The sequence below is a fragment of the Paracoccus wurundjeri genome, assembly GCF_030678915.1.
Classification (GTDB): domain Bacteria; phylum Pseudomonadota; class Alphaproteobacteria; order Rhodobacterales; family Rhodobacteraceae; genus Paracoccus; species Paracoccus onubensis_A.
Window position 1 is genome coordinate 1 of sequence record NZ_JAUUTZ010000007.1, and the last position, 23,305, is coordinate 23,305.

Below are 23,305 nucleotides of genomic sequence, written 5' to 3' on the forward strand. Positions count from 1 at the left end.
CCCCCCCCCCCCCCCCCCCCCCCCCCCCCCCCCCCCCCCCCCCCCCCCCCCCCCCCCCCCCCCCCCCCCCCCCCCCCCCCCCCCCCCCCCCCCCCCCCGTCGCGGGACGCGCAGCATTGTATTTCCAGCCAGGCAGCACGCATTCCGATATCCGACACTCGCTCAGCGTGACAGCAACGCCCCGGTCGGATCGTAATCGTAAAGCCAGTCGAACCGGGACAGCATCAGCCCCGGGGTCAGCCGGTCCGCCACGCGCAATGCCAGATGCGCGGCAAACCGTTTCGCGCCTGTCAGGTGATAATTGCGGGCATTCTGGTTCGATGCCCCGACGATGCGCGTCACCCTTGGCCTGCGCAGCTGCTCGAATCCGGCCAGTGCCGCCGCCTGATCGGGATCGGCATCAAGGCAGGCCGCAAGAATCCAGGCATCCTCGATTGCCATCGCCGCGCCCTGCGCAATGAACGGCAATGTCGGATGAGCGGCATCGCCGATCAGCACCAGCCGACCATCATGCCAGACATGGGCAACCTCGTGACGGAACAATCCCCAGATATGGGTCCGCTCAACCGCGGCAAGCCAGTCCCGGACCGGAGCGGCGAAATCCGCAAATGCGGCCCTCAGGTGATCCGGGTCGTCCTGATGGGACCAGCCTTCCTCCTGCCAATCATACCGTTCCTGTACGGCAACGATATTCCGCAACCCGCCCGGAAGCGGATAACTGACAAGATGGCGATGCGCACCCATGTAAACCTGCGCCTCGGCCAATGCGGTTTCCGGCTGGGGAATGACGGCTCGCCATGCGGTCTGATGGGTGAAAAACGGTACCTCGCGGCCATTCAGAAACGCGCGGATATTGCTGTGCAGCCCATCCGCGCCAACGACCAGATCGCCCTCGGGCGGGTGTTTGACATCTTGTCCCAACTCGATTCTGACCCCGGCCCGACCGGCGGCATCCGCCAGGTATTCGATCAGGCTGGCGCGATGAATAAGGCGGAAATCCGCATCGGGCCGATGGCCGCGCAGATCAAGCTTTGCAACGCCTCGTCCCTGATCATCATGCAGGCGGACAGCTTCGTTGCGCAAAGAGATGCGCCGCAGCCCCTCTCCCAGCCCCAAAGCGTCGATAACGCGCATCGCATTCGGTGAAAGCTGTAACCCGGCCCCCAGTTCACGAATGGCCGGGGCACGTTCAAGGACGGTGACGCGGGCGCCTCTTCCGGCCAGAGCTAAGGCAGCGGTAAGCCCTGCAACCCCTGCGCCGACGATGGTTGCGGAGCGTTTCCGTAACCCGCCGCTCATCACAGATAATTTACATGAACGCATCGGCGGATCGATGCGGAATCAACAGCGGCCATCCGTTCCCTATGTGACGGAAGCGGCGGCATCGCTCAATCGTCGCGATGCACCCGCTCGCGCCGCTCATGACGTTCCTGCGCCTCCAGGGTCATGGTGGCGATCGGACGGGCATCAAGGCGCTTAAGGCTGATCGGCTCTCCGGTGACTTCGCAGTAACCGTATTCTCCGGTCTCGATCCGCCGCAGCGCGGAATCGATCTTGCTGACCAGTTTGCGCTGTCGGTCGCGGGTGCGCAGTTCCAATGCCCGATCGGTTTCTTCGCTGGCGCGGTCGGCAAGATCGGGTACGCTTCGGGCGCTATCCTGCAATCCTTCCAGCGTCTCGGCCGATTGTTCGAGTAATTCCTGCTTCCATGCTTCCAGTTTCCGGCGGAAATATTCAAGTTGCCGGTCATTCATGAACGGCTCATCTTCGGCGGGGCGATAATCCTGTGGAAGGAAGGTCTGCGCTTTCATAGGTCCTCCGGCGATGCAAGGTGAGATCGATTAACCCACACCTTCGGCGCCCCATTAACCGATGAAGCGAAGGTTGTCACTAGCCGAGTATTCGCTAATTGCATGAATGATCAAATCCTGACAAAGATTTCCCGGCCCCAATCCGGAAATTCCCAGATCATTCTCGAGCAAGGAGAACAAGGCATGAAATTCACCGGAACTGATCGCTATGTCGCTCCGCCCGAACTGGCCATTGCCGTCAATGCCGCCGTCACGCTTGAACGTCCACTGCTGGTCAAGGGCGAACCGGGCACCGGCAAAACCGAACTTGCCCGTCAGGTTGCCGGGAGTCTGGGACTGCCGATCATCGAATGGCATGTGAAATCGACCACCAAGGCACAGCAGGGGCTGTATGAATATGACGCCGTCAGCCGGTTGCGCGACAGCCAGCTTGGCGATGAGCGCGTGCATGATGTCGCCAATTACATTCGCAAGGGCAAATTATGGCAGGCATTCGAGGCGGAACAGAAAACCGTCCTGCTGATCGACGAGATCGACAAGGCGGATATCGAGTTTCCGAACGATCTGCTGCAGGAACTCGACCGGATGGAGTTTCACGTCTACGAGACCGCGCAGACCATAGAAGCGCGTCACCGTCCCGTGGTCATCATTACCTCGAACAATGAGAAGGAGCTGCCCGACGCGTTCCTGCGGCGCTGTTTCTTTCATTATATCCGCTTTCCGGATGCCGAAACGCTTCGCGCCATCGTGGATGTGCATTATCCGGGCATCAAACCGCGCCTGCTGGAAGAGGCCCTGACACAGTTCTTTGAACTGAGGGACGCGCCGGGCCTGAAGAAGAAACCGTCGACCAGCGAATTGCTTGATTGGCTCAAACTGATTCTCGCCGAGGATCTTTCGCCCGAGGATCTCAGGCGGGATTCGGGTGAGGCACTCCCGAAGCTGCATGGCGCATTGCTCAAGAACGAGCAGGATGTGACCTTGTTCGAAAAACTCGCCTTCATGGCCCGCAGACAGCGATAACCGGAAGGCGAGGCTTCCGGATTACTCCGTATCGGCCTTCATTGCCGCCTTGGAGTATCAGATGCGGGCCCCTAAAGGCCCGCATATATTGGCTTATCGACCTGACGATCGGGCTCAGTTCGTTTCGGACGATTCAGGAGCTGTATCGTCCGGCATCGTATCGTCTGGCATTTCGTTTTCCGGGGCCTCTTCGCCGGCCTGATCCGGATCGTCTGCCAAATCCGGACCGCAATCCTTGGATCCCTTGTCACCGATCAGGGCATATTCGACCTGCACCTGCGCGGAAAGCGAAAGCTCCCCGGCCTCGATCGGTGTCGCCGCACCCCGGGCGGCTTCGGCGCGCATCATCATCGGCTCGGGCCCGCCGACAGCCGGCATATCCCGCAGCGCAATTACCGGACCAAGGCGCATCCCTGCCGCTTCGGCCATGACTTCCGCCTTGCGGCGCGCATCCTCGACAGCGGATCGGAGCGCTTCGTCGCCGGTTTCTTCCGCGTCGTCGCGCTGGAAATTAATCCCCTGGATCTGATTGGCGCCCGCGGCCACGATGGAATCCAGAACTTCGCCCAGTATGGAAACATCCGTGACCCGGATCGTCACCATGTTCGAGGCCTCGTAACCGTTGATCGTCGGAGCGCCATTCTCGGGATATTCCATCCGCGGGTTCAGCCTAAGCCCAGATGTCTGAATATTCGCAGCCTCGATTCCCGCTTCTTTCAACGCGTCGATCACAGCACCCTGCTGTTCGGAATTCTGCTGCATCGCTTCAGCGGCGCTTTCCGCCTGCGAGGTGACGCCAAGCTGAATCTCCGCCAGATCGGGCGCAACCCGTGCCTCACCCTGCCCCGACACGACCAGCCGGGACATTTTTTTCCCGTGATGCATGCAGGCATGCGGGCCGCCTTTCATGTTCTTGCCGGGGTCGTTACGCGGCGATGCAAGCGCCGGGGCGGCGATCACCAGCGCGATGCCTGTGGTCAATGCCAACAATGTCCGGCCTGAGCCGCGAAAATACTGTGTCATCCGATTTTCCTTTTCTTCTGATGCACGATATCCGGGTAACGCATCTGTCGCGACCGGGTCCAACGAAAAGCGTTCACAGATCCGCCAGTTCCGCTTCCCTCATACTACAAATTGGGGTAGATATGGGAATGTGGCACCAGATCGCGGCAAAACTGCGGCATAAAAGATAATCGAGCAACGAAAAAATACTATGAACAAACACGCCGTCCCCATGTTCGCAATGAGTTTCACCCAGGAGGCGGTCTTTCTGGAACGACGAGAGGGGCAGGATTGGCAACCGCTGGGTCAGGCCGAATTCGCCCGTGGAAATATAGCGGGTCAACTTGGCGCCTTGCGCAGCGATCTGGCGCAGGATTCTTCCGAACCCGATACGGTTCTGGTGATCCCGGACGATCAGATCTTGTACACGACAATGACCGCCTCTCCCGGTTCGGACATCCCGGCAGCCATCGCGCGCGCGCTTGAGGGGATGACCCCCTACAAAGCCGATGATCTGGCCTTCGACTGGTGTCCGGATGCGGATGGCAGAATCGACAGTCTGCGCGTGGCCGCGGTAGCGCGGAAAACGCTGCAAGAGGCCGAAGAATTCGCAAGGCTTCAGGGCTTTCGTCCATCCGGTTTCGTCGCCCGCCCGGGCGATGACCGTTTTGAAGGTGATCCCGATTTCGGCGTCTCGGATCTTGCACGGCAGGAACATGACGCAATTCCGTTCAGCAAACCCGAACTCCGGAATGCAGGAATAACCTCTGACCGGATTGCAATCGCAGAGCCGGAAGAAACTCATCCCGTCATATCGGCGATCATACCGCATTACGCTCTTCCCGTATCGGCTCCGGTTCCGGCGGCCGAGCCGATTCCCGTACCGACATCCGCTTCGCCGGACGAGGTCGAAGCCGGGGAACCATCGGTTGACCCGGAACCCGCCCAGACTGCACCGAAGAAGGATCCGCCGCGCGTGGCGGCACCGGTCGTCATCCGGCATGGCGAAGGCCATGAAAAACCGCTTGCCGCAGGACTTTCGCCGCGTGCGCAGGCATTCCACGAAAAAGCCGCCGAAGCCCGTAGCAGCAGAGCAAAGACAGAGCCCGAAACCCCCGGAAAAGCGTTTGCGTTATTCACACGCCTGCAACGCGCCGCCCCCGGCAATCTGGCGATCATGTGCGGGTTTCTGTTCGTTCTTCTTGTCGCCGCATTGCTGATTTTCGGTGGCAACAGCCCCGAGCCGGATGAAATTGCCGGAACGCCGTCACAAACGGATCCGGCACAGGCGGATCCCGCATTGGCAGGATCCGATGAACCGACGGCACAGACGGCGACGAATACCGGCGAAACCGACCCGAGCGCAGATGAACCCGGGCTGAATGGTTCTGCGCAGCAGGGCCTTGCCGGCCAGAATACCGTCGATTCAGGTGAAGATATCCCAATTCGGGAAATCACCCCTGCCGATACCGCCCTGTCCGATTCAGAAACCGCGCCGGAATCTGCGGACCCGACCGCGACCTCTGACGATCCGCTGACCGCTGCGCTTGCCGAAGCGATGCAGGGTACCCCGGCTGCGGAATCGCTTTCTTCCGGAGCCGATTCCGGGACGCCGGAAACGCCATCTTCCGATCCCTCGAACTCTCGGGTTCTTCAGGGTGAAGCGGCGCAGATTGCTGCGGGACAGGCCGTCGACCGTGCGGTCTCGCCTTCGGAAGCGCCACCGGAGTCAACGGAAACCGCCAATCAGTCGCAGCCGACCGAACAGGAAGCGGCAGCCACTCAGGCACAGCAACAGCGGCTTGAACGCTCTGTCCGCCCGCCCCGTGTCTCGCCCCAACAGACGTCCCAGCCTGCCACCAGCGATACGCGCCCATCGGTTCCCGCGGATCCGCAACCCTATGAGCAGCGATCGGAACCAGAACCCGTCCGCGTGTCCGGGCAACGCCCTCCCAACCGTCCGGTCGCCGCCGCGCCTGCTCCGGCCCAACCCGAGGCAGCACCCGCAGCCACAACAGCACCGGCCGAATCCGAAGCGGCGCCCGCTACCAATGCGCAACCGGCTGCGAATACGGCCACCGGAAACTCGTCGCGCCCACCATCCCGGCCAGCGGATCTGACATTCCTGGAAGAAGGTAGCAGGTCCGAAGAAGGGGTACCTACAAGACTGACCAGATCCGACCGTCTGTTTCTTGAACAGCTTCTCCGCGATCTCAGAACCGCGCAAGCCGGCGCGCCAGCACTGTCCGAGGCCGAGCATGGGGCGGTCATACAGTTAGCACAGGCGCGACCACAGCGCAGGCCCGTCGAGATTTCCGGTCCATCACAGGATGCGGTCCGCGCCGCAGTCGAAGAGGCGATAAGCAGTTCCGAGCGACCGGTTTCGCGTTCGGATGCCGCGGGCAGCCCGGATGTAGCGAGTGCGGGCGGGAATGCAGCCAGCGCAGCCAATGCAAGTGACAGCCCACCGTCACGGGTGGCCACGGCCAGTCTTGGCAGTTCAGGCAGGCCGATGGCCCGTCCGGAAGCGTTTAGGGCGCAGAACGGCAATGATCCGGGATCCGGCGATCCAAGCCTGGCGCGCGATGCCGTCGAAGACGCCATCGCCGCAGCCGTCCAAAACAGTACAGCTTCACCGGGCGCCGTCGCTTTGACGGCGCTCACTTCGTCTGAGATCCCGCCACGTCGGAATGACGACGCCGCGCCGGCGGAGACACCGGCCGCAGCGCCGGCCGATACAGGACAAGAGGCGGCAATTGCCGAACAACGCAGGCGCGACGAGGAATTGCAGGCTCAGGCCGAAGCGCGCGCCCGCGAAAGAGCCGCAGCCGATGCCCAGGCCGAAGCGCAGGCCCGCGCTGCCGCCGAAGCCCGTGCCCGTGCACAGGCCGAGGCAGAGGCACGGGCCGCCGCCGCGCGCAATCAGCGTTACGTTCCGCCCGAAGCCGAAAATGAGCCCGAGGTCGCTCAACCCAGATCGGGCGGCAAAACCGCCGCTTCCGTCGCGGCTGCCGCAACGACGAAAGGGGGCATCCAGATCAATCGAACCCAGATCATCGGGACGGTCGGCGCAGGCAAGGCAAGCCGCGCATTGGTGCGGCTGTCCAACGGCAAGGTCATCACGCTTCGTCTGGGCGACAAGATCAACGGAGGTCAGATCGTCGAAATCGGTGACAGCCGTATCACCTATATGGAAGGAGGACGGTCCAAGCAACTTTCGGTGCTGGGCGGGCAGTAATGGAAAACTTCCTGCTGCTGGCGACGGTCTATCTGACATTGATGATCGTCGCCGTACCGCTTGCGGTGCGGCTGGGTCTGGGATCGGTTCTGGGATATCTCACCTGCGGAATCCTTCTTGGCCCGCTTGTGAACCTGACCGGCTCGGATCTGGACGCCCTGCAACATTTCGCCGAACTCGGCGTTGCCCTGATGCTGTTTCTCATAGGGCTGGAACTGGAGCCTCGCAGCCTGTGGCAAATGCGCCGCAAGCTGGTTGGTTTTGGCGCGGCGCAGATCGTGGGGACAACCCTGCTTCTGGCAGCAATTGCCATTCTGTTCGGGCTCAGTTGGCAGGCCGCCCTGGTCGTCGGTATGATCCTGTCGCTGAGTTCGACGGCTATCGTGCTTCAAACCCTGACCGAAAAGGGCCTGATGCGGACCAATGGCGGGCGTTCGGCATTTTCCGTACTTCTGACCCAGGACATCGCGGTCATTCTGATGATCGCGCTGATGCCTCTTCTTGCGCCCTTCCCGCATAGAAACGGAGCCAGCCAGCACGGCGATGAGTATATAGGCGAAGTCTTTATGGCAAAGCTGCCCGGCTGGGCCGGAACCCTGATCACGCTTGCAGCGGTCGGGAGTGTCATCCTTCTAGGGCAATTTGCCATCAGGCCGATCTTCCGCTTTGTCATTTCCGCGCGCTTGCGCGAGATGGAAACCGCCATGGCGCTGCTGATCGTCGTAGGGATCGCCTCGCTGATGATCCTTGTCGGTCTGTCTCCGGCGCTGGGCACATTTCTTGCCGGCGTCATGCTGGCGGGTTCGGAATTCCGACATGAACTCGAATCGCAGATCGAACCGTTCAAGGGACTGCTTCTCGGCCTGTTCTTCATTACGGTCGGCGCGGGCATGGATCTGCAGCTGCTGCTTGAAAAGCCGGTTCCGATCCTGGGCATCACCGCAGCGCTTATCGGAACCAAGGCACTGGTCGTCGGGATCATCGCGCGCATGACGAAAATGGGGCGCACGGATCGCTCTCTTTTTACCCTGTCGCTCGCACAGGCCGGGGAATTCGGTTTCGTGCTGATCGCTTATGCCGTCTCGCTTGCGATTTTGCCAAAGTCGCTTGCCGAGGGCTTTCTGCTTGTCATTGCCCTCTCAATGCTTGTCACGCCACTGCTGTTCATCATTCACGGCCAGATCAGGCGCCGGCTGAATGAGAAGGCCGGCAACGACACCCCCAGCGATGATATCGATGAACAGCAGCCGATCATCATCGCCGGAGTCGGTCGCTTTGGTCAGGCCGTCAACCGGCTGGTAACGATGTCGGGGTTCCAGACGACCGTTCTTGATCACGATCTCAAGGTGATTCAGGTGATGCGGCGCTTTGGTTTCAAGGGTTATTTCGGCGATCCGACACGCCCCGAGATACTTGCAGCCGCCGGGCTGGACACGGCCGGTATTCTGGTCGCGGCGCTTGACAATCCTGCCGCCAATCTGAAGCTGATCAGCTATGCGCGGGAACGCAGACCCGATCTGCATATCATCTGCCGCGCAAGGGACCGGGTTGATGTTTACCGGCTATACGCGGCCGGTGCGAATGATATTGTCCGCGAACTGTTCGATAGCTCCCTGCGCGCCGGCCGTTATGTGCTTGAGAATGCCGGTGTGTCCGAATACGAGGCCGCCGAGTTGGAGAAAATCTTCTACCGGCTGGACCGCGCGGCGCTGCGCGATCTGGCGGAATTGTGGAAGCCGGATGTCCCGCTTGAACAGAATACAGAATATGTGAAGCGCAGTCAGGAATTGAACAAGACATTGGAATCCGCACTGATCAACCGCTTTGCCGCTCCTACGGATGAATTTCCACCCGACGGGAAGGATGAACAAAAGCAACCGGAAACACAGCCGGAAAACAAACGATCCGGTGAAGGGTGACGAAGGATTCGCCGCCACACCGGCAATTCGCGTTTTCGCAGTTTATATAGAAACGCTGGAAGATTTGTCTGAAAATTGCTAGATATGGCGGTATGAATAATCATAACCCCAATATTCGCCCCATCATTCGTCAGCTTGACGAAGCTACGGCAAATCGCATCGCTGCGGGCGAAGTGGTCGAACGGCCTGCCTCTGCAGTCAAGGAACTGATCGAAAATGCATTGGATGCGGGGGCGGCCCGGATAGATATCGCGATCGGAGAGGGCGGCAAAAGCCTGATCCGGGTCAGCGATGATGGCTGCGGAATGACGGCAGAGGATCTTCCGCTTGCCCTGTCGCGCCACGCAACCAGCAAGATCGACGGCGACGATCTTCTGGCGATCAACAGTTTTGGGTTTCGCGGCGAAGCACTGCCGTCACTTGGCGCGGTCGGACGCCTGACGATCACCTCGCGCGTGGCGGGCGGTGACGGCGCCGGGATTTCGGTTGCAGGCGGCCGGATGACGGCAGTTCGCCCAGCCGCAGGAAATCCCGGCACGATCGTCGAATTGCGCGACCTGTTCTTTGCCACCCCTGCCCGGCTGAAATTCATGCGCAGCGAACGGGCCGAAGCACAGGCCGTCGCGGATACCGTGCGCCGGCTTGCCATGGCCGAACCTTATGTCGGTTTCACCCTAAGCTCTGATGGCAGGGAAATTTTCCGGGCGGATGCCGAACAGGGCGAATTGTTCGGCGCGTTGCAGACCCGCCTTGCCCGTATCATGGGGCGCGACTTCATAGATAACGCGATCCCCCTTGACGCTCAGCGGGACGGGCTGATCCTGACCGGCTTCGCCGCTTTGCCGACCTATTCGCGCGGTGCGGCGGTTGCCCAGCATATCTACGTCAATGGCCGCCCGGTGCGGGACAAGCTTCTGACGGGAGCATTGCGGGCGGGATACATGGATGTCATGACCACGGGCCGATATCCGGCAGCCGTGCTGTACCTGACCTGCGATCCGCAGCTTGTCGATGTGAATGTGCATCCCGCCAAGGCCGAGGTCCGGTTTCGCGATCCCTCCGCCGCGCGCGGACTGGTGGTCAGTGCCTTGCGTCATTGTCTGGCGAATGCCGGCCATCGCGCCTCGTCCACGGTGGGCGATGCGACATTGGCTGCCTTTCGGACGGAACCTGCCAGCGGGCTGAACGCCCCTCCGCCACGGAACTACCAGATGGACTACCGCCCCTCGGGGGGTGCGATCCGGGCAAGCCTTGATCTTCAGGCCCCCGCCCCCACGCAGCAGGCAGGGTTTGGCGACGCCCCTTCGGCTCGGTTCGAACATGTCGCGGATACCGGGGCAACCGAAGCTCCGCTTGGGGCCGCGCGCGCCCAGATTCACGAGAATTACATCATTGCACAGACCGAAGACGGGCTGGTCATTGTTGATCAGCATGCCGCGCATGAGCGGCTGGTCTATGAACGCCTCAAGGCACAGGCCGAAACGAATGGCATCGCCTCGCAGGCGCTGCTGATCCCCGAAATCGTGGAATTATCCGAAGCTGATGCTAACCGCGTCATGTCGATTGCGGGCGAGTTGGCTGAACTCGGCCTGGTGATCGAGGAATTCGGCGGCGGCGCCATCGCCGTGCGCGAGGCTCCGGCAATGCTGTCCAAACTGAACGCGCAGGCCCTGATCCGCGACATTCTTGACGATCTTGCCGATCAGGGCGCCTCCGACCGGCTTCGGGCGCGGATCGATGCGGTTCTGTCCTCCATGGCCTGTCACGGCTCCGTCCGGTCGGGTCGCCGCATGACCGCGGATGAGATGAATGCATTGTTGCGCGAAATGGAGATCACGCCGAAATCCGGACAATGCAATCACGGCCGCCCGACATGGGTCAAACTTCGCCTGGGCGATATCGAGCGGTTATTCGGGCGCAAGGACTGAATTTCCGTCCCGGCATTTCACGTCGCAATCGCGGAAAAGCAGCCGGTCCGACGCCTGCTTATCCCGCAGTGATCAAGGCCGAGAGCTGCGGCTAGATTTCACCCGAGTATTTTGGCAAGCGTCTTGCATCGACGTGATATTGCGGTCAGTCTGCGGCCAACCAACACCACCAAGGCATCGATATGACCCCTGACATCCAGTCCCAGAAAACCCGCGCATTGTGCCAGCTTGCCCCGGTCATCCCCGTCATCGTGATCAAGGATGCGTCGAAAGCGGCGGATCTGGCCCGCGCCCTGGTCAGCGGCGGGTTGCCTGTGCTTGAGGTGACATTGCGTTCGGATGCCGCGCTGGATGCGATCCGGGAAATGTCAGCCATCGAAGGCGGTCATGTCGGCGCGGGTACCGTGCTGACCCCGGATGACGCCAAGCGGGCAAAGGATGCGGGCGCGGAATTCGCGGTTTCTCCGGGGGCGACGGGAAAGCTTATTCTTGCCTGCGCGGAACTGGAGCTGCCGCTTCTGCCCGGCGCGGTGACCGCATCCGAGGTCATGCGCGCCGCCGATGCCGGTTTCGACATGCTGAAATTCTTCCCTGCCGAGGCATCGGGCGGCGCGCCCACTCTGAAATCCCTGGCCGGACCATTGCCAAATATCAGCTTCTGCCCCACCGGCGGCGTCTCGCCCAGCAACGCAAATGATTATCTCAGCCTGCCCAATGTGATCTGCGTCGGCGGAAGTTGGATCGTCAGCGATGCGGATATGGCGGCGGGTAACTGGCAGGCCATCACGGATCGCGCTAGATTGGCCGCGGATTTACCGCGCAGTTGATGACCCAGCCCCGGGACATGAAGCGTGCCTGGCGCAATGTGACCGTTCTGGTGGCTGCGCAGGCGCTGTTGGGTGCACAGATGCCGGTGCATTTCATTTTTGGCGGCCTGGCGGGACAAAGCCTTGCGCCGAATGCCTGTCTGGCGACCCTGCCCCTGTCGATGATTATCCTTGGTTCGGCCACATCGGCGCGTCCTCTGGCCCGCTTCATGCAAAGGCACGGGCGGCGCAGCGGGTTTCAGCTGTCCGTATTCGCGGGCGCCATCGGGGCTGCCATCTCGGCTCTTGCGCTTTGGTACGGAAATTTCTGGCTGCTTATGCTGGGCGGCCTGATGACCGGCATCTACATGTCGGCTCAGGGCTTCTATCGCTTCGCCGTCACAGATACCGCACCACCTGATTTCGAGGCGCGTGCGATCAGTTGGGTCATGGCGGGCGGATTGGCCGCGGCCATTATCGGCCCCGCTATCGCAAGCTTTACGGGCAATATCGGTGCCATCCCGTTTCTGGGCGCCTATGTCGCGATCATCGTGATTAACCTGCTTGGGTTTGTCCTGTTCCGGTTTCTGGACATCCCCAAACCCCCGCCTCCGCAACAGGGAGAGGATCCGGGACGCCCCATTTCCCGAATTTTACGCGAGCCGGTCATCATTGTGGCGATGATCTGCGCAATGGTCTCTTATGCCCTGATGAATCTGGTGATGACCTCGGCGCCGCTGGCGGTTGTCGGCTGCGGTTTCGAGCCAAGGAACGCCGCCTCTATCGTCAGTGCCCATGTTCTTGCCATGTATGCGCCCAGCTTCGTCACCGGGCATCTGATTAACCGTTTCGGCGCCACCCGGATTGTCGCCCTTGGGCTGTTACTACTGGCCTGCGCCGGCGGGGTTGCCCTGACCGGCGTGGAACTGACGAATTTCTTCGCCACGCTGATCCTGCTGGGAATAGGCTGGAATTTCGGTTTCATCGGCGCCACCGCAATGCTGACCCGCGCACATAGCCCGGCCGAGCGTGGCCGCGTTCAGGGGATGAACGATCTGATCGTGTTCACGGGAGTCTTTCTGGCGTCCCTGTCCTCGGGTGGATTGATGAACTGCCTTGGCGGCTCGCCGCAGGCAGGCTGGAACGCGGTAAATCTGGCCATGCTGCCGTTTCTGGCGCTTGCCGGATTGGCATTGTTATGGCTGTTCAGACACGACAGGGCCATGGCCCGGCAATAGATCGTTTCGAACTTGACAATGCAACACTACAGTCCGACGACCTCTCTCCATCTCGGATCTTGGTTCCGATACTCTAACAAGGCATAAGCTGGGTTTTAAGCAGGTTAAGGACTGACAGATTGGATATCGATACGACCCTGCTTGCAATCTCCTTCCTTGTCATCGCCCTGATCTATGCGGCGGTTGGGCAGGCCGGGGCATCAGGTTACATCGCCGCCATGGGACTGGCAGGTTTTGCGCCCCTCGCGATGAAGACGACCGCACTTTCCCTCAACCTCCTGGTCGCAGCTATTGGCACTGCCCTGTTTCTAAGGGGCGGGCGCCTTTCTTGGCGAAATGTCTGGCCTTTCGCTATTCTGGGTTTTCCCTTCTCGATGCTTGGCGGAGCGGTTCAATTACCGGAAAGCGTCTATTTTCCGCTTGTCGGGATCGTGCTGATCCTTTCCGCGCTTCAGATGGCGCGCACAGTGTTTCGCAACAGCTCAGCAACACCTGAAATGTCAGCCACACCCCCCTTCGCAGCGGCATTGGCGACCGGGGCAATCATCGGTTTTGTATCCGGGACGACCGGCACGGGTGGCGGCGTGTTTCTCGCTCCGATCATCCTGAGCATGAACTGGGGCACCGCGCGACAGACGGCCGCTACCACAGCAGTCTACAATCTGATGAACTCGGCCGCGGCGCTGGCCGGCGCCTATGCGGCATGGGATCATATCCCGGCCGCTCTGCCGATCTGGCTTGTCGCTGTTGCCGCCGGGGGTTCGGTTGGCGCCTATATCGGCAGCCGGTTCCTGTCTGATCGTTGGCTGCGCGGAATCCTTGCGCTCCTGCTGATGGCTTCGGGCATCAAGCTCGTCTGGTAGGGACCGTTCTGCCCTGCTCCGGCACCCTGGGCGTGCCGCTAATCATGCCCCGCATCCATCATTTGCGGGATCGGAATTCCGTGATTGCCCTCAAGGCAGACTCATCGTGCAATGCTCGGGCGCGGCATGATCAGCTTTTCTCGTTCAGATTTGCCGCTCGGGCATCTGTACGACAAGCCCGTCAAATTCATCGGTAACCTTCAACTGGCAGGTCAGCCGCGAGCGTTCAGGATCGGGTTCATAGGCGAAATCGAGCATATCCTCTTCCATCGGATCGCGCGGCGGCAAGCGGTCGATCCAATCCGGATCCACATAGACATGGCAGGTCGAGCAGGCACAGGCACCGCCGCAATCCGCATCGATTCCCGGAATACCGTTATCCCGTGCACCCTCCATCACGGTCATGCCGGGGGCGACGTCAACTTCATGGCGGGTTCCGTTATGTTCGATGTAGGTGATCTTGGCCATCTGCTCATTTCCTTTATCTGTCGCGGAGATAGGGCATCGGACTCGCAATGAAAAGGGGGCGGCACATTGTGGCCGCCCCTCTGACATTTTGTTGCCCTGTGAGACCGGCAACCGGCCTCTTGATTATTCGTCCACCGGAAGCGCCACGAAACGCGGCTCTCCTTCGCGGCGAATCAGAAGCAGAACGGATTTGCGCCCCGCCTCACGCGCTTCGTCGATCCGCGCTTGCAGATCAGCCACCGAGGCAATGGGTTGCTGGCCTGCGCCGGTAATGATGTCACCGGCACTGATGCCCTTGTCGGCAGCCGCACCTTCGGGATCCAGATCCTCGACAACCAGTCCCTGCATGCCGTTCGCCACCCCCAACTGCGATGCCATCTCGGGTGTCAGAACGCCAAGGGTCATGCCAAGCACCTGATCGTTGCTTTCCTCGGGGGGCGCGTTCCCGGTTTCGTTAGCGGCAGTGCCCTCGGCAATTTCCCGTCGGCCCAGCGTCACTTCAAGCGTTACGGGGTCTCCGTCACGCTGAACCAGCACCTCGACCGGTTCACCGACCGGAGCGTCCGCGACACGCTGAACCAGCTCACGGATATCATCGACCTTCTGGCCTCCGAATTCGGTGATGACGTCACCCGCCAGCATTCCGGCCTCTAATGCCGGGCCTTCGGGCACGTCGGTGACCATTGCACCGCCGTCGCTGCTTAGTCCCATCGCCTCGGCCATGTCAGGCGTCACATCCTGTATCTTGACGCCCAGCCAGCCCCGGCGGGTTTCACCAAATTGCTGCAATTGCGCGACGACCTTCTCGACGACATTCGATGTCATCGAGAAACCGATGCCGATCGAGCCGCCATTGGGCGACAGGATTGCAGTATTCACGCCGATAACCTCGCCCTTCATGTTGAACAGCGGGCCCCCGGAGTTGCCGCGATTGATGGCAGCGTCAGTCTGAAGATAATCGTCATAGGTGCCCGAAAGCTCGCGGTTGCGGGCGGAAACGATGCCCGAACTTGCAGAGAATCCCTGCCCCAGCGGGTTTCCAAGAGCCAGCACCCAGTCACCGACACGGGCAGAATCGGAATTGCCGAATTTCACGAACGGAATTGCGTCTTCGCTCTCGACTTTCAGCAATGCGACATCGGTCTTGGGATCGGTGCCGACGACTTTCGCCGGCAGGGTTTTTTCCGAATAGAATTCAATCTCGATTTCATCGGCGCCTTCGATCACGTGATTATTGGTGACGATATAACCATCCGCCGAAATCACGAAACCCGAGCCCAATGCGTTCGAACGCTGAGGAACGTTCTGCCCCGGAGCGCCCGGAAAGCCGAAATCCCTGAACAGATCCTCGAACGGACTTCCCTCGGGGAACATCGGCCCCTGCCCCTGTGTCGGCTGCGTCACGACCGAAGTCGTGGTGATGTTGACCACGGCAGGAGAGACCTGTTCGACCAGATCGGCAAAACTTTCCGGCATGACGCCGGATTCGGATTGCGTATCCGACGGCGCACTTAGCGGTTCGTTATTATTCGCCGCTTCCTGCGCCTGTTGGCTGACTTCGGGCGATACATCCTTATCTGGTTGCTGTGCATAAGCAAAACCAAGCCCGACGCCCACAGCCAGTACCGAAGCGGTGAGAAGATGCCGAGGAGATAGCGGTTTCATGCTGAATGTCCTCATGTTGTCATTGAAAGTCGGCCGAACTATCGCAGCCGGGACAGGATTGAAATGAAACGGATTTCGTTTCTCGTTGCAAATAAATCACGCTCGCAATGAGTGAACTGATCGTGACTTTTGTTGCAAAGCGGGCGGAACCTGTTGGCCCCGCCCACTTTGATTTCAATTCTGTTCAGGCGTTTCAGCCGGTGCGGGTTCGGCGGGGGCCGGTTCCGCCGGAACTGGCTCCTCGGGCGCTTCCTGATCCGGCGCGGCCTCCGGTTGATCCATCGGCACCACTTCACCATCCGGAGCAACCTCACCATCCGGCGCGGCTTCATCATCCGCATCGGTTTCAGGTGGAACCACAGCTGAAGGCTCTTCGGGCGGCGTGACCAGATTTTCCGGCACCGGCGTCAATTCGACACCAGCCGATTCTCCCAGAGGGCGGCCTTCGCGGTCTTTCACTTCCGGAGTCACCAGACCGCCTTCCTCTCCGGCTTCGGTCTGGTCTTCGATCTGCGACGCACGGGAACCGGGTGGAACCGGTTCAGAGGCAGGCCGTGCACGGTCAGAGCCGTCGTCAGACAGATACGAGAAGAATTCTCCATCCGGCTGGATGACCATCTGCGTATTTTCGCCTTTTAATGCGCCTTCATAAGAGGTCAGCGAACGGGTGAAATCAAAGAATTCGGGATCGCGACCGAACGCATCCGCATAGACGGCATTTCGTTTCGCATCGGCCTCACCCTTGATGATGCTTGCCCTCCTTTCCGCCTCGGAGATCAGTTCGACCACAGTACGATCGGCGGCCGCCTGAACGCGTTGCGCGGCCTCGTTACCCCGTGCGACTTCATCCGCGGCCTCCCGTTCACGCTCGGCCTTCATCCGGTCATAGGTCGCTTGCAGGTTCTGCTCGGGCAGATCGGTCCGGGTCAGGCGGACATCGATAATCTCGACCCCCAACCCTTCCGAATTCTTCCGCGCCTCATCCCGGATCTGGTTCATCAACGCGGTCCGGTCATCCGACAGCACATCGGTCGACGGAACCGAACCCAGCACCTCGCGGATGGAGGCATTCACGATGGGCTCCAGCCGGCCCAGAGCCGTGTCGATACCACCTGCGCCGACTGCTTGCCGGAACCGGACCGGCTCGGTGATCCGCCAGCGTGCAAAGGCATCGACGACAAGACGACGATCGTCCAGCGGGGTCACTTCCAGCGGTGACGTCGGCAGTCCAAGGATACGGTCATCATATTTCACGACATTGTCGATGAAGGGAATCTTGACGCCCAGACCGGGCGTTTCCTGAACGCCAACCACGCGACCGAACCGCAGGATCAGGGCTTTTTCCCGTTCATCCACGACGAACAGAGAGGACATGCCCACGACAATGATCGCGATAAATGCCGGCAACACCAGGGCCGATAGGGGGAATCTGCGTGCAGCCATCAGTTCGACCCTCCGCTTGGGGTGGAGGGTTTGGCGTCGGTGCTTCCGCTGGAGCGACGCAACTGATCAAGCGGCAGATAGGGCACGACATCGGTGCCGTTCTGACCCAGTATCACCTTGTCCACCTGACTCAGGACATTCCTCATGGCATCCAGATACATCCGGCGGCGCGTCACCTCGGGTGCTTTCACATATTCCTCATAGATCGAGTTGAAACGGGCCGCTTCACCTTCCGCGGCATTGACCACCTGGGCGCGATAGCCTTCGGCTTCCTCAAGGATTTCGGCGGCTTTACCGCGCGCGGCGGCCAATTCGCGGTTGGCATAGGCATCGGCTTGCTTTTCAAGCGTGTCGCGTTGCTGCTGTGCGGCCTGCACCTTGCGGAAATCGTCGATAACCGCTTCCGGCGGATCGGCTCGATCAAGGTTTACGCGGACCACGTTGATGCCGGACTGATAAGCATCCAGAGTCCGCTGCACCGCGTCGTCAAGGTCGTTCGCGATTGCACCGCGATCCCGGTTGAGGATGGGGGCGAGTTCACTGCGCGCCACGATATCTCGCATCGCAGATTCGCCCACGGCACGCACAGTGTCCCGGGGATCGGCAAGATTGAACAGATATTTCTCGGGATCGGAGATGTTCCAGACGATCTGATATTCCATATCCACGATATTCTGGTCACGGGTCAGCATCAGCCCGCTGTCCAGCGGCCCGGCGCGTCCAGTACCGATTTCGGTCACCTGTTCGTCGGTGACGGTCAGGACTTCGGCGGTCACGATTGGCCAGGGCGCGAAATTCAGACCTTCAGTGCCGACTGCAACCGCGCGGCCGAACAGGAATTCAACGCTGTTTTCGTTCGTTTCCACACGATAAAAGCTGACAAAACCCCAGGCAACGATACCCACCAATGCGGCGATCGCCACCGTGGTCTTGTTGAATCCCAAGCCAAAACCCGGCCCCGAGGGACCACCACTGCCGCCGCCGTTCCGACCGTTGCCGCCGCCACGGCCGCCCATCAGCACGCGAAGACGCTCCTGCCCCTTTTTCATCAGCTCTTCGATTTCGGGCATCTGTTCGCCCTGCTGACCGGGACGCTTCTGTCCCCCTTCCGGAGGCCGCTGTTCACCCCAAGGCCGGTTCGACGGACGTTTATCGCGATCATTGCCGCCATCGTCTCCGCCGCCTTTGCCACCACCGCCCCAGGGGCCCTGATTTGCCATATGCTTGACCTTCCTTCCCGTCTGTTTCACCTGTCGCAAACTGGGGTCAAAACCTCGAATGTTCAACCCTATGCACCGGTTTTTACCTATTCCGCAGGGTGCCGTCTCGTCACGCTGCGCATCGTCACAAGCTCTTCCGCAGCTGTCGGATGAACTGCCATCGCCGCATCGAAATCGGCCTTGGTCGCGCCCATGGTGACGGGGATTGCGGCAAGCTGGATCATCTCTCCGGCATCAGGGCCGAAGATGTGGCAGCCCAACACCTTGTCGCTGACCGGATCAACCAGCAGTTTCATCATCATCCGCGCATCCGAGCCGGCGAACATCGAACGCATGGGACGGAACACAGCCGCGTAGACATCGACCGGGCCGCGTTCCGCCGCCTGCTCTTCCGTCAGACCGATAGTGCCTAACTCATGCGGCCGCAGATAAACGGCGCTGGCGACGAGATCATGGTTTACCCGGCGCGGATTATCTCCGAATACCGTATCCACGAATGAATGTCCTTCACGGATCGCCACCGGCGTCAGATTCACGCGGTCGGTCACGTCACCCACGGCAAAGATCGAAGGGACGGAGGTCTGCGACCATTCATCCACCTGGATCGCGCCATTCTTCTTCAGCCTGACGCCAGTATTCTCCAGCCCCAGATTCCATGTATAGGGCGCGCGCCCTGTCGCAAAGAAAACCGCGTCGAATTCATCCCGACTACCGTCATCGAAACGCGCCGTGACACGATTACCGTTCTTTTCAAGCCCGGCGGGAGACAGGCCCAACCGCAGATCGATGCCGATATCCCTTAGCTGCGCACTCGCCATATCGCGCGCTTCCCGGTCAAAGCCGCGCAGGACCGCATCACCACGATAGGCCAGCACCGTATCGACTCCGAGCCCATTCAGGATCGTCGCGAATTCGCAGGCGATGAAGCCACCGCCGATCAGCAAGGCGCGTCCGGGCAATTCATCCAGCAGGAACAGATCATCCGAGATCAGCCCCAGTTCCGCCCCGGGGATATCCGGCCTGACCGGTCGGCCCCCTGTCGCGATCAGGATATGCTTGGCGGTCTTGCGGCTACCGTCGGCCAGTTCCACGATATGGTGATCGACAAGTTTGGCCCGCTGATGAAACAGCTCTACCCCCGCCTTGACCTGCCCCGAGGTATAGGCGGACTCCAGGCGATCTAGCTCGGCATCAAGCTTGCCGCGGAAAACCTGCCAGTCAAACCTGCCGCAATCGGCCCCTTGCCAGCCATATCCCTGCATCTCGGCGGCTTTCTGCGCGGCTTCCGAGGCGAAGATCATCAGCTTCTTGGGTACGCACCCCCGAATGACACAGGTCCCGCCCATGCGGCTTTCCTCGGCCAGACCGACCTTCGCGCCATGCTGTCCCGCCGCGATACGCGCGGCGCGAACCCCACCCGAGCCACCGCCGATCACGAACAGATCAAAATCGAAACTCATCGTCATACCTCCTCGGCCCCGCCGGCGCCCAGTGTGATCGTGCTGCCATCGGCCCGCCCGATGATCGCCGTGCTGCAGATGCCCAGAAACAACCCATGCTCCACCACGCCCGGAATGGCTGCCAGGGCACGGGCTAAAGCCGGAGCATCGGGGATCGCGTCAAGCGCCAGATCAAGGATATGATTCCCCTCGTCGGTCACGGCCAGATCACCACCGCGACGGCGTGGCTGTACCGGTTTCCCGCCCAGTCCCAGATCGTCAAGCGCGCGGCGCAGCAATTCCTGCGTTGCTTCGAAACCAAAAGCCAGAACTTCGACCGGCAGATGAAAGGCGCCAAGCTGCTGAACGACCTTACCCGGATCGGCGATCACCACCATCCGGTCGCTTGCCATAGCTACGATCTTCTCGCGCAGATGCGCACCGCCGCCACCCTTGATCAGGTTCAGATCGGGGTCGACCTCGTCCGCGCCGTCGATCGTCAGGTCCAGCCAGCCGATCTCGTCAAGCGTCTCGATCCGCAGCCCAAGACTTTCCGCCAGTTCCGCCGTCGCTTTCGAGGTTGCGGCGCAGCGCAGGCTCAGGCCCTCGACCTTTACCTTCGCGGCAAGTTCCCGGACCATGATGCTGGCGGTCGAGCCACTGCCCAACCCCAGCCGCATCCCGTCGCGGACCAGTTCGATTGCGGCCTTGGAAGCGGCCAGTTTTGCGGGGTCGATATCGGGCATCCGGTCTCTCCTGTCGTCGCGTTAATGGCTGTATAGGCGATGCGCGGCGCAAGGGCGATACCCCGCGATGCCGCAGCCGTCAGCCGCGCTGCAATGTCTCGGGGAGGATCACGGTGAAACTGCTGCCTTCGCCCTTTGTGCTGGTGATCCGCAGACGGCCGCGATGCCGGTTCACGATATGCTTGACGATGGCCAGTCCCAATCCCGTGCCGCCCTGTGCCCGCGACCGATGCGTATCCACGCGATAGAACCGTTCCGTCAGGCGCGGCAGATGCATTTCATCGATACCTTCGCCGAAATCCCTGATCTCGACCGCCCAGCCGGGGCCGCGCAGAAGCGGCTCGTGGCGGACATGCTTCAACGTGACCCTGACACGCTTGCCCGACACACCATATTTGATCGCATTCTCGATCAGGTTCTGAAATACCTGAACAAGCTGGTCAGGATCTCCGGGCAGGCGCAATTCCCTGTCCAGCCCTTCCGCCTCTAGTGTGACGCCGCTGTCCTCGGCGCTGTGATGCAGGGTCGCCAGCACCCCGCGCAGCAAACCCGGCAGATCAACCTTGGCCGAGGGTCTGCGGCGTTCCTCGGCCTGCACGCGGCTGAGCGACAGCAGGTCATGAACAAGCCGGTTCATCCGGTTCGCCTCACGCTCCATGATATCCAGGAACCGGTCGCGCGCAGCGGCATCGTTGCGTGCGGGGCCGCGCAGGGTTTCGATAAAGCCGATCATCGCCGTCAGCGGCGTGCGCAATTCGTGGCTGACATTGGCGACGAAATCACGGCGGGTCTGTTCGGCCTCCTCGGCGACGGAATTATCCATCACCGCAATCAGGGCGCCTTTGCCGATACTGGCGGGTAGCGGCGAAACCGTGACCTCGGCGCCGATTTCCCGCCCGTCCGCAACGATATTCGCCCGCAGCGTCGCAATCCCCTCGGGCGGGGTCGGCAAGGCCGGATCGGTCGGAGGCGCATCGCCCAGATCGGGTTGCAGCACCCATTCCACCGCCTGAACGACCGCCGGATGGCGAACGATGGTCACAAAGGGGCGATCAGCAAGGTCTTCGCCAAACAATGCCTCGGCCTGCCGGTTGGCGGCGATCAGCCGGGTCTGGCCATCCACGGCCATCATCGGAATGGGGATACCCTCCAGAAGCGCGGCAATCCGTCTGGCCAGATCGGTATTCATTCCACCCGCTTGAGCCCCGAACGGAACCGTGCTGCGTTCACACGGTATCTTGCCGCCGTTTCGCGCAGATCCTCCTGCGCTTTCTCGTCCAGCACCCGTACCACTTTACCCGGCGCTCCCATCACCAGAGCCCCGGCGGGGATCTCTTTGCCCTCGGTAACCAGCGCACCGGCGCCGATCAAGGCCCCGGGGCCGATCCGCGCCCCGTTCAGGATGACGGCACCCATGCCGATCAACGCACCGTCGCCGATCCGGCATCCATGCAGGATTGCGCGGTGACCGATGGTGCAGTCTTTCCCGATCACTAACGGGAATCCCGGATCGGTATGGCAAACGCAGAGATCCTGCACATTGCTGCCCTGCCCGACCCTGATCTCTTCATTATCTCCGCGCAGAACCGCGCCCCACCAGACCGAGGCTCCGGCTTCCAGAACCACGCCCCCCATAAGTTGCGCATCGGGCGCGACCCAGCTTTCATCGGCCAGTTCAGGAATTCGCCCGTCAAGTTCCCAGATCATGCGCGCTTCTCCTCCATCAGGGTTTTCACGAATGTGCCCAGCCAGACCTGGCGATCCCGGCGCAGGCGTTCCGCAGTCAGGATATCCCGCAACCTTGCCTCGGTTTCTTCCAGATCTTCATTGACCAGAACATAATCATATTCGGCCCAATGGCTGATCTCGTCCCGGCTTTTTTCCATCCGTCCGGCGATCACGGTATCGCTGTCCTGACCTCGTGTGCGTAACCGCCTTTCCAGTTCCGCCAGGGATGGCGGCAGAACAAAGATCGACACGACATGGCCGCCAAGCGCGGAAGCCCGGATCTGCTGCCCGCCCTGCCAGTCGACATCGAAAAGCGTGTCCTTGCCTTCGCGCATTGCGGTTTCGACCGGACCAAGGGGGCTGCCGTAGAAATTGCCGAAAACCTCGGCATGTTCCAGCATCTGGCCCGAATCCACCATGTCGCGGAACCTGTCGGGAGACATGAAATGATAATGCTTGCCATCCACTTCCCCGGGCCGCGCAGCCCGCGTCGTCGCCGAGACGGAAAAGCTGAGCGAGGCATCCCACGCCATCAAACGGCGCGCCAGAGTCGATTTTCCCGCTCCGGAGGGAGATGACAGGATGATCAGCACCCCTGTTCGATTCATCGGCGAATATCCTTGCTGTCAGTCGATGGATGGCATGAACCAGCCTCGGCAGAGGGTCAACCCCGATTGTCCTTTAACCAGTTCTTAGGAAAGGATTCGGAAGGCAAGGCGCATTCACATATTCTGGGATCAGGTTCAGCTTTGCCAAAGAAATGCGAAT

General features: G+C 60.9%; 19 protein-coding genes. 7 read left to right on the forward strand and 12 right to left on the reverse strand.

Annotation, left to right across the window (positions count from 1 at the left end):
* Positions 1–162 precede the first annotated feature (162 nt).
* The gene (locus tag Q0601_RS08565) at positions 163–1,299 is read right to left on the reverse strand and encodes an FAD-dependent oxidoreductase (RefSeq protein WP_305289141.1); all 1,137 of its coding nucleotides are present in this window, start codon (positions 1,297–1,299) and stop codon (positions 163–165) included.
* Positions 1,300–1,388: 89 nt separating this feature from the next.
* On the reverse strand, positions 1,389–1,811 hold the full coding sequence (gene dksA / locus Q0601_RS08570) for an RNA polymerase-binding protein DksA (protein ID WP_119750365.1): 423 nt from the start codon (positions 1,809–1,811) through the stop codon (positions 1,389–1,391).
* A 183-nt stretch (positions 1,812–1,994) separates the two neighbouring features.
* Here dksA and Q0601_RS08575 point away from each other — a divergent pair, with 183 nt between their 5' ends.
* On the forward strand, positions 1,995–2,834 hold the full coding sequence (locus tag Q0601_RS08575; protein WP_305289147.1) for an AAA family ATPase: 840 nt from the start codon (positions 1,995–1,997) through the stop codon (positions 2,832–2,834).
* 114 nt (positions 2,835–2,948) lie between these two features.
* Here Q0601_RS08575 and Q0601_RS08580 read toward each other — a convergent pair whose 3' ends face one another.
* Positions 2,949–3,857 carry an SIMPL domain-containing protein gene (locus Q0601_RS08580; RefSeq protein WP_305289149.1) on the reverse strand — a complete coding sequence of 303 codons (909 nt, stop codon included), beginning with the start codon at positions 3,855–3,857 and terminating at the stop codon, positions 2,949–2,951.
* A 190-nt stretch (positions 3,858–4,047) separates the two neighbouring features.
* Between Q0601_RS08580 and Q0601_RS08585 the strand changes: the two genes are divergently transcribed.
* The 6 genes from Q0601_RS08585 (at position 4,048) to Q0601_RS08610 (ending at position 13,828) form a co-directional block, all read left to right on the forward strand.
* Positions 4,048–7,074, forward strand: a complete 3,027-nt coding sequence (locus Q0601_RS08585) for a hypothetical protein (protein ID WP_305289151.1) — start codon at positions 4,048–4,050, stop codon at positions 7,072–7,074.
* A complete protein-coding gene (locus Q0601_RS08590; protein ID WP_305289153.1) occupies positions 7,074–8,993 on the forward strand; it encodes a cation:proton antiporter domain-containing protein in 1,920 nt (639 codons plus the stop codon). Before Q0601_RS08585 ends, Q0601_RS08590 begins: the two co-directional genes overlap by 1 nt.
* A gap of 92 nt (positions 8,994–9,085) precedes the next feature.
* The gene (gene mutL, locus Q0601_RS08595; protein WP_305289155.1) at positions 9,086–10,921 is read left to right on the forward strand and encodes a DNA mismatch repair endonuclease MutL; all 1,836 of its coding nucleotides are present in this window, start codon (positions 9,086–9,088) and stop codon (positions 10,919–10,921) included.
* A 182-nt stretch (positions 10,922–11,103) separates the two neighbouring features.
* Entirely contained in the window at positions 11,104–11,748 is a 645-nt protein-coding gene (eda, locus tag Q0601_RS08600; RefSeq protein WP_305289157.1) for a bifunctional 4-hydroxy-2-oxoglutarate aldolase/2-dehydro-3-deoxy-phosphogluconate aldolase, read from the forward strand.
* Complete coding sequence (locus Q0601_RS08605) at positions 11,748–12,965, forward strand: MFS transporter (RefSeq protein WP_305289160.1); 1,218 nt, start codon at positions 11,748–11,750, stop codon at positions 12,963–12,965. Before eda ends, Q0601_RS08605 begins: the two co-directional genes overlap by 1 nt.
* 119 nt (positions 12,966–13,084) lie before the next feature.
* On the forward strand, positions 13,085–13,828 hold the full coding sequence (locus Q0601_RS08610) for a sulfite exporter TauE/SafE family protein (RefSeq protein ID WP_305289162.1): 744 nt from the start codon (positions 13,085–13,087) through the stop codon (positions 13,826–13,828).
* 144 nt (positions 13,829–13,972) lie between these two features.
* Here Q0601_RS08610 and Q0601_RS08615 read toward each other — a convergent pair whose 3' ends face one another.
* The 9 genes from Q0601_RS08615 to gmk form a co-directional block, all read right to left on the reverse strand.
* Positions 13,973–14,296, reverse strand: a complete 324-nt coding sequence (locus tag Q0601_RS08615; RefSeq protein ID WP_119750347.1) for a 2Fe-2S iron-sulfur cluster-binding protein — start codon at positions 14,294–14,296, stop codon at positions 13,973–13,975.
* Between the two features lie 123 nt (positions 14,297–14,419).
* The gene (locus Q0601_RS08620; RefSeq protein WP_305289164.1) at positions 14,420–15,961 is read right to left on the reverse strand and encodes a DegQ family serine endoprotease; all 1,542 of its coding nucleotides are present in this window, start codon (positions 15,959–15,961) and stop codon (positions 14,420–14,422) included.
* A gap of 174 nt (positions 15,962–16,135) precedes the next feature.
* Positions 16,136–17,404, reverse strand: coding sequence for a protease modulator HflC (gene hflC, locus Q0601_RS08625; protein WP_305289165.1), 1,269 nt, complete (start codon positions 17,402–17,404; stop codon positions 16,136–16,138).
* Positions 17,404–18,624, reverse strand: a complete 1,221-nt coding sequence (hflK, locus tag Q0601_RS08630; protein WP_305289167.1) for an FtsH protease activity modulator HflK — start codon at positions 18,622–18,624, stop codon at positions 17,404–17,406. Before hflK ends, hflC begins: the two co-directional genes overlap by 1 nt.
* 86 nt (positions 18,625–18,710) lie before the next feature.
* Positions 18,711–20,084 (reverse strand): glutathione-disulfide reductase, encoded by a 1,374-nt coding sequence (gene gorA, locus Q0601_RS08635; protein WP_305289169.1) that lies wholly within the window; start codon positions 20,082–20,084, stop codon positions 18,711–18,713.
* A 2-nt stretch (positions 20,085–20,086) separates the two neighbouring features.
* A complete protein-coding gene (rpiA, locus tag Q0601_RS08640; protein ID WP_305289172.1) occupies positions 20,087–20,809 on the reverse strand; it encodes a ribose-5-phosphate isomerase RpiA in 723 nt (240 codons plus the stop codon).
* Between the two features lie 79 nt (positions 20,810–20,888).
* The gene (locus tag Q0601_RS08645; RefSeq protein ID WP_305289174.1) at positions 20,889–21,998 is read right to left on the reverse strand and encodes a sensor histidine kinase; all 1,110 of its coding nucleotides are present in this window, start codon (positions 21,996–21,998) and stop codon (positions 20,889–20,891) included.
* Positions 21,995–22,516 carry a gamma carbonic anhydrase family protein gene (locus Q0601_RS08650; protein WP_305289176.1) on the reverse strand — a complete coding sequence of 174 codons (522 nt, stop codon included), beginning with the start codon at positions 22,514–22,516 and terminating at the stop codon, positions 21,995–21,997. Before Q0601_RS08650 ends, Q0601_RS08645 begins: the two co-directional genes overlap by 4 nt.
* Entirely contained in the window at positions 22,513–23,145 is a 633-nt protein-coding gene (gmk, locus tag Q0601_RS08655) for a guanylate kinase (protein WP_305289178.1), read from the reverse strand. The genes Q0601_RS08650 and gmk overlap by 4 nt, the downstream gene beginning before the upstream one ends.
* Positions 23,146–23,305: the final 160 nt, after the last annotated feature.

What these genes read in the sequence shown, in the direction of transcription:
- Q0601_RS08565 (WP_305289141.1), bottom strand. Translation starts at nt 1,299, where the DNA reads ATGAGCGGCGGGTTACGGAAACGCTCCGCAACCATCGTCGGCGCAGGG.
- dksA (WP_119750365.1), bottom strand. Translation starts at nt 1,811, where the DNA reads ATGAAAGCGCAGACCTTCCTTCCACAGGATTATCGCCCCGCCGAAGAT.
- Q0601_RS08575 (WP_305289147.1), top strand. Translation starts at nt 1,995, where the DNA reads ATGAAATTCACCGGAACTGATCGCTATGTCGCTCCGCCCGAACTGGCC.
- Q0601_RS08580 (WP_305289149.1), bottom strand. Translation starts at nt 3,857, where the DNA reads ATGACACAGTATTTTCGCGGCTCAGGCCGGACATTGTTGGCATTGACC.
- Q0601_RS08585 (WP_305289151.1), top strand. Translation starts at nt 4,048, where the DNA reads ATGAACAAACACGCCGTCCCCATGTTCGCAATGAGTTTCACCCAGGAG.
- Q0601_RS08590 (WP_305289153.1), top strand. Translation starts at nt 7,074, where the DNA reads ATGGAAAACTTCCTGCTGCTGGCGACGGTCTATCTGACATTGATGATC.
- mutL (WP_305289155.1), top strand. Translation starts at nt 9,086, where the DNA reads ATGAATAATCATAACCCCAATATTCGCCCCATCATTCGTCAGCTTGAC.
- eda (WP_305289157.1), top strand. Translation starts at nt 11,104, where the DNA reads ATGACCCCTGACATCCAGTCCCAGAAAACCCGCGCATTGTGCCAGCTT.
- Q0601_RS08605 (WP_305289160.1), top strand. Translation starts at nt 11,748, where the DNA reads ATGACCCAGCCCCGGGACATGAAGCGTGCCTGGCGCAATGTGACCGTT.
- Q0601_RS08615 (WP_119750347.1), bottom strand. Translation starts at nt 14,296, where the DNA reads ATGGCCAAGATCACCTACATCGAACATAACGGAACCCGCCATGAAGTT.
- Q0601_RS08620 (WP_305289164.1), bottom strand. Translation starts at nt 15,961, where the DNA reads ATGAAACCGCTATCTCCTCGGCATCTTCTCACCGCTTCGGTACTGGCT.
- hflC (WP_305289165.1), bottom strand. Translation starts at nt 17,404, where the DNA reads ATGGCTGCACGCAGATTCCCCCTATCGGCCCTGGTGTTGCCGGCATTT.
- hflK (WP_305289167.1), bottom strand. Translation starts at nt 18,624, where the DNA reads ATGGCAAATCAGGGCCCCTGGGGCGGTGGTGGCAAAGGCGGCGGAGAC.
- gorA (WP_305289169.1), bottom strand. Translation starts at nt 20,084, where the DNA reads ATGAGTTTCGATTTTGATCTGTTCGTGATCGGCGGTGGCTCGGGTGGG.
- rpiA (WP_305289172.1), bottom strand. Translation starts at nt 20,809, where the DNA reads ATGCCCGATATCGACCCCGCAAAACTGGCCGCTTCCAAGGCCGCAATC.
- Q0601_RS08645 (WP_305289174.1), bottom strand. Translation starts at nt 21,998, where the DNA reads ATGAATACCGATCTGGCCAGACGGATTGCCGCGCTTCTGGAGGGTATC.
- Q0601_RS08650 (WP_305289176.1), bottom strand. Translation starts at nt 22,516, where the DNA reads ATGATCTGGGAACTTGACGGGCGAATTCCTGAACTGGCCGATGAAAGC.
- gmk (WP_305289178.1), bottom strand. Translation starts at nt 23,145, where the DNA reads ATGAATCGAACAGGGGTGCTGATCATCCTGTCATCTCCCTCCGGAGCG.